The sequence below is a fragment of the Photobacterium sp. OFAV2-7 genome, assembly GCF_022347985.1.
GTDB lineage: Bacteria > Pseudomonadota > Gammaproteobacteria > Enterobacterales > Vibrionaceae > Photobacterium.
In genome coordinates this window covers 1-4330 of sequence record NZ_JAKRFQ010000420.1, presented here as the reverse complement: position 1 = coordinate 4330, position 4330 = coordinate 1, and the positions used below count along the sequence as shown (strand labels likewise).

Genomic DNA, 4330 nt, shown 5'->3' with positions numbered 1-4330 from the left:
CATCGGCATGTTGCTTCTATTCATTGTGCTCTCAATGGGGCTCATCCCTTCCAGTTGGGCGAAAGAAGGCTGCCATTTGCTCATTCGCCACATGGCCTTGCTCTTCGTTCCTGTTGGCGTCGGCCTGATGAACTATCTTGATTTACTCTCCGCAAACACCTTACCGATTTTACTCAGCACCATTGGCAGCAGCCTGATTGTCTTTCTGGTTATTGGCGTGGCGACTCACTACAAGGAAAAATAATGATCTGGTTGGCTACAACATTAATTGTTTTCTATCTTGCCCGGTATATTTCAAAGTACATTCAGCACCCTATCGTCAACCCGCTGTTGATCTGCCTGCTTGTAATTATTCCTCTGCTGGTATGGTTGAACGTGCCATACGAGACCTATTTCGAACAAAACAAATGGCTGAACGCGCTGCTTGAGCCTGCTGTCGTCGCACTGGCATTTCCCCTCTACGAACAGCTGTCCCAAATCAGACAAAAATGGAAAGTCATCTTCACCGCATGCCTGGCTGGAAGCGTACTGTCGATGCTAACCGGAGCCGGCATTGCTCTGTCGCTTGGTGCCGACCCTCAGCTAACGGCAAGTATTCTACCTAAATCTGTCACTACGCCTATCGCAATGGCGATTTCTGAGCAGATTGGCGGTGTTCCGGCGATTGCCGCCATTATGGTGATTATTGCGGGTTTGTTCGGCGCGGTATTGGGTTACCCGCTATTTCGGTTAGTGGGCATTGAAGCCCCTATTGCAAAAGGACTGACCATGGGGACAGTATCCCATGCCCTCGGAACGGCAAAAGCTGCGGAAGAAAACTATCAGGATGGTGCATTCAGTTCGTTGGCGCTTGTTATCTGCGGTGTAATGACATCTATCCTTGCACCGGCCATTTTTCCACTAATCTTAAAGCTATTCAGCTAGGACATTAGTATTCACAATATATGCAGGTAATCGAATACATAGTTAACTTGTTGATAAATAAAGGCGTGAAAATTAAAATCTGTGTGACACCACTCTCATTTATGTAATGCATGTAACGATGATTATGTATCTGTGACAAAGGTCACACATGAAATTAATCACTACGCCTACAATGTTTCTCCATACACAATACGGAGTAACACTCATGCATACTAAAGTGATGGATGCTTTAGGCACTTTACCCTCTGATCTGGCGACTGCAATTAAGCCTGTTTTAGAAGATGCAAACTTTGATGCAACTTTGAGCCCAGAAGTATTCGAACAGCTACTTGCTAAAACACAGATGACGGACAGTGAACTGCGTGTTGCTCTGCTTCCTCTTGCTGCTGCCTATTCCGTTGCTCCGATTTCCAACTTCTTCGTCGGTGCTATTGTTCGCGGTGAATCTGGTCGCCTTTACTTTGGCGCTAACATGGAATTCGTCGGTGCTTCTCTGTCGCAAACCATTCACGCCGAACAGTCTGCAATCAGCCATGCCTGGGTGAAGGGTGAAAGAGGAATTTCTGATATCACCATTAACTACAGCCCTTGTGGTCACTGTCGCCAGTTCATGAACGAGCTGACTACCGCACAGAGCCTGGTTGTCCAGCTACCTGAGCGCGCAGCGAAAAAGCTTCAGGAATACTTGCCTGAGTCATTCGGCCCTGCCGATCTGAACATTACTGATGCCCTGTTGGCTAAAGTTGACCATGGCTTGAAAACCGATGCGACCGAAGCATTGATTAAAGAAGCCTGTGCGGCAGCCAACGGTTCTCACGCACCATACACCAAGAACTTCAGTGGTGTTGCACTAAAAGCCAAAGACGGTAAAACCTTCATTGGTAAGTATGCCGAGAACGCAGCGTTCAACCCAAGCCTGCCACCGCTTCAGGTTGCACTGGTTAACATGAACATGGCTGGCTACCCGCTTTCAGACATTGAAGAAGCAGCACTGGTAGAAAAATCAGACAGCACCATCAGCCATCTGGCAGATACCCAAAACACCTTGGAAGCGCTGAACCCAGATGTACCTCTTACTTATGTAGCGGCTTAACAGCAGCGCAGCATAATCTGACTATCCTAAAACCGCCGAATGGCGGTTTTTCTTTTTAAATCAGTTTCATCCTCTCGTATGCAGGGGTATGATGCCGTAAGATTTTATTACCTGTACTGATAGTATTACCCATGTCTCATCACCACAATCCGCTCCAGGGCGCCAGCTGGATGCTAACCGCAGGGCTTGCATTTGCTATCGTCAACAGCTTGGCTCAGTACTTGAGTGTCATGCTTCACCTGCCCTCAACCACTGTTGCACTTATTCAATATTTCATTGCCCTTATCGCCATTTTTCCTTGGTTAAGAAGCCTGGGGCTACGGCAGGCGCTGCAAACCAAACACTTTGGGATGCACTGTTTACGCGTGTTCCTTTCAGTGATTGGTATTCAGCTCTGGCTGTGGGCACTCGCCTATCCGGTGCCTATCTGGCAGGGTATTGCGCTGCTTATGACCTCGCCGTTGTTTGCCACTATCGGTTCTGGGTTGTTCCTGAAAGAGAAAGTCGGTATTGCACGTTGGGCTGCTACCTTGGCGGGCTTCGTTGGTGCGATGATCATCCTTGAGCCATGGGCCGACTCGTTCAGTTGGGCATCGTTGCTACCTGTTGGTGCTGCGTTCTTCTGGGCCTGCTATTCACTGATGGTAAAAAAAATGTCTGTCGATGACTCACCAACGACGATGGTTGTCTACCTGCTGATTCTGATCACGCCATTCAACCTGTTTCTTGCGGTACCGGACTTTACTATGCCTGCAAGCGGGCTGACATGGGTGCTGCTTGCAGGAGCAGGATTGCTGACTGCACTGGCCCAGTGGTCAATTGCCAAAGCCTACGCGGTTGCCGATGCCTCATTCGTTCAGCCGTTTGACCATGCCAAGCTTCCTTTGAACGTACTGGCCGGCTGGATTGTCTTTGGCTGGGTACCGCCGGGCCGTCTATGGCTTGGTGCAGCTATCATCATCGCTTCCGTTGCTTTTATTACTCAATGGGAGAATAAGAAAGCTGTCGTCAACAGCGAAGCGGCGTAATCATTCCTACCAAATCCCCGCCCCGTCGGGGATTTTCTTTTTCCTGCCTACTCATTATTACGAAGAAACTGAGTGAGTTACGGTATCTCTTCTATACTTTTCAATCGTACGGAGAAATTTGTTACTCAGAGGAACCTGATATGAAGCAACTTGGTTTAGCGTCTCTTTTTCTTAGCCTTATTTCTTTGCTCTTTTCAATCACGGCACACGCAGAGTCATTTATCACCATAGGGACAGGTGGCGTTACTGGTGTGTATTATCCCACTGGTGGCGCCATTTGCCGTTTGGTCAACAAAGACCGTGAAGCTCACGGCATCCGTTGTTCGGTAGAAAGTACCGGCGGGTCAATTTATAACATCAACACAATTCGGGCCGGTGAGCTTGATCTGGGGATAGCTCAGTCAGACTGGCAATACCACGCCTACAACGGAACCAGCAAATTTGCCGATAACGGCCCTTTCAAATCACTTCGTGCGGTTTTTTCTATTCACCCAGAACCATTTACCGTTGTCGCCAGAACCGACTCCGGGATTAAGACCTTCATGGATTTAAAGGGGAAACGCGTTAACATCGGCAACCCAGGCTCCGGCCAGCGAGGAACGATGGAAGTACTGATGAAAGCCCTTGGCTGGACGAATAAAGACTTCGCACTGGTTTCCGAGTTGAAGGCATCCGAGCAATCTAAAGCCCTTTGTGACAACAAAATCGATGCGATGATCTATACCGTTGGCCACCCTAGCGGTGCGATCAAGGAAGCCACTACATCCTGTGACAGCGTGATTGTCGAAGTGGCAGGGCCAGTGGTCGACAAACTGATTGCCGAGAATGACTTTTATCGTGTCGCAACAGTACCCGGTGGGATGTACAAAGGGTCTGCCAATGATGTGAAAACCTTTGGTGTCGGAGCTACGTTTGTTTCATCGGCTAAGACAGACAAAGCCCTGATTTATCAAGTCGTCAAATCCGTGTTTACCAACTTTGATACCTTCCGTAAGCTTCACCCGGCTTTCGCCAACCTGAAGAAAGAAGAAATGGTCAAAGATGGCTTGTCTGCGCCGCTTCATGATGGTGCCAAGCAGTACTACCAGGAAGCAAAACTCATAAAATAGGGTTAGCAGTAGAACACCGCTTGTGACGGCGTCACAGAATGCAACTTAAACACGGTAAAAGTATTCACGGCACAAGCACTAAAACGACAAAAGGCTGGATACTCCAGCCTTTTTAGTTTGTAGTAACTCAAATCCACTTAGAAGCGGTAGCGAACGCCCAGTGCGCCTTCTAGATC

General features: G+C 48.5%; 5 protein-coding genes. All 5 read left to right on the top strand.

Going from position 1 to position 4330, the window contains the following annotated elements; translation table 11 throughout:
• Window positions 1-244 (top strand): CidA/LrgA family protein (locus MHN01_RS18090; RefSeq protein WP_239412616.1); only part of this gene is annotated, 244 nt, incomplete at its 5' end.
• Window positions 245-246: 2 nt separating this feature from the next.
• The gene (locus MHN01_RS18085) at window positions 247-924 is read left to right on the top strand and encodes a CidB/LrgB family autolysis modulator (RefSeq protein ID WP_239412617.1); all 678 of its coding nucleotides are present in this window, start codon (window positions 247-249) and stop codon (window positions 922-924) included.
• A 205-nt stretch (window positions 925-1129) separates the two neighbouring features.
• Window positions 1130-2017, top strand: coding sequence for a cytidine deaminase (gene cdd, locus MHN01_RS18080; protein ID WP_239412615.1), 888 nt, complete (start codon window positions 1130-1132; stop codon window positions 2015-2017).
• Window positions 2018-2148: 131 nt separating this feature from the next.
• Window positions 2149-3045 (top strand): DMT family transporter, encoded by an 897-nt coding sequence (locus tag MHN01_RS18075; protein WP_239412614.1) that lies wholly within the window; start codon window positions 2149-2151, stop codon window positions 3043-3045.
• 140 nt (window positions 3046-3185) lie between these two features.
• Complete coding sequence (locus MHN01_RS18070) at window positions 3186-4154, top strand: TAXI family TRAP transporter solute-binding subunit (protein ID WP_239412613.1); 969 nt, start codon at window positions 3186-3188, stop codon at window positions 4152-4154.
• Window positions 4155-4330 lie beyond the last annotated feature (176 nt).

Excerpts from the sequence above, each read along its gene's own strand:
- cdd (WP_239412615.1), top strand. The coding sequence starts at position 1,130 with ATGCATACTAAAGTGATGGATGCTTTAGGCACTTTACCCTCTGATCTG.
- MHN01_RS18075 (WP_239412614.1), top strand. The coding sequence starts at position 2,149 with ATGTCTCATCACCACAATCCGCTCCAGGGCGCCAGCTGGATGCTAACC.
- MHN01_RS18070 (WP_239412613.1), top strand. The coding sequence starts at position 3,186 with ATGAAGCAACTTGGTTTAGCGTCTCTTTTTCTTAGCCTTATTTCTTTG.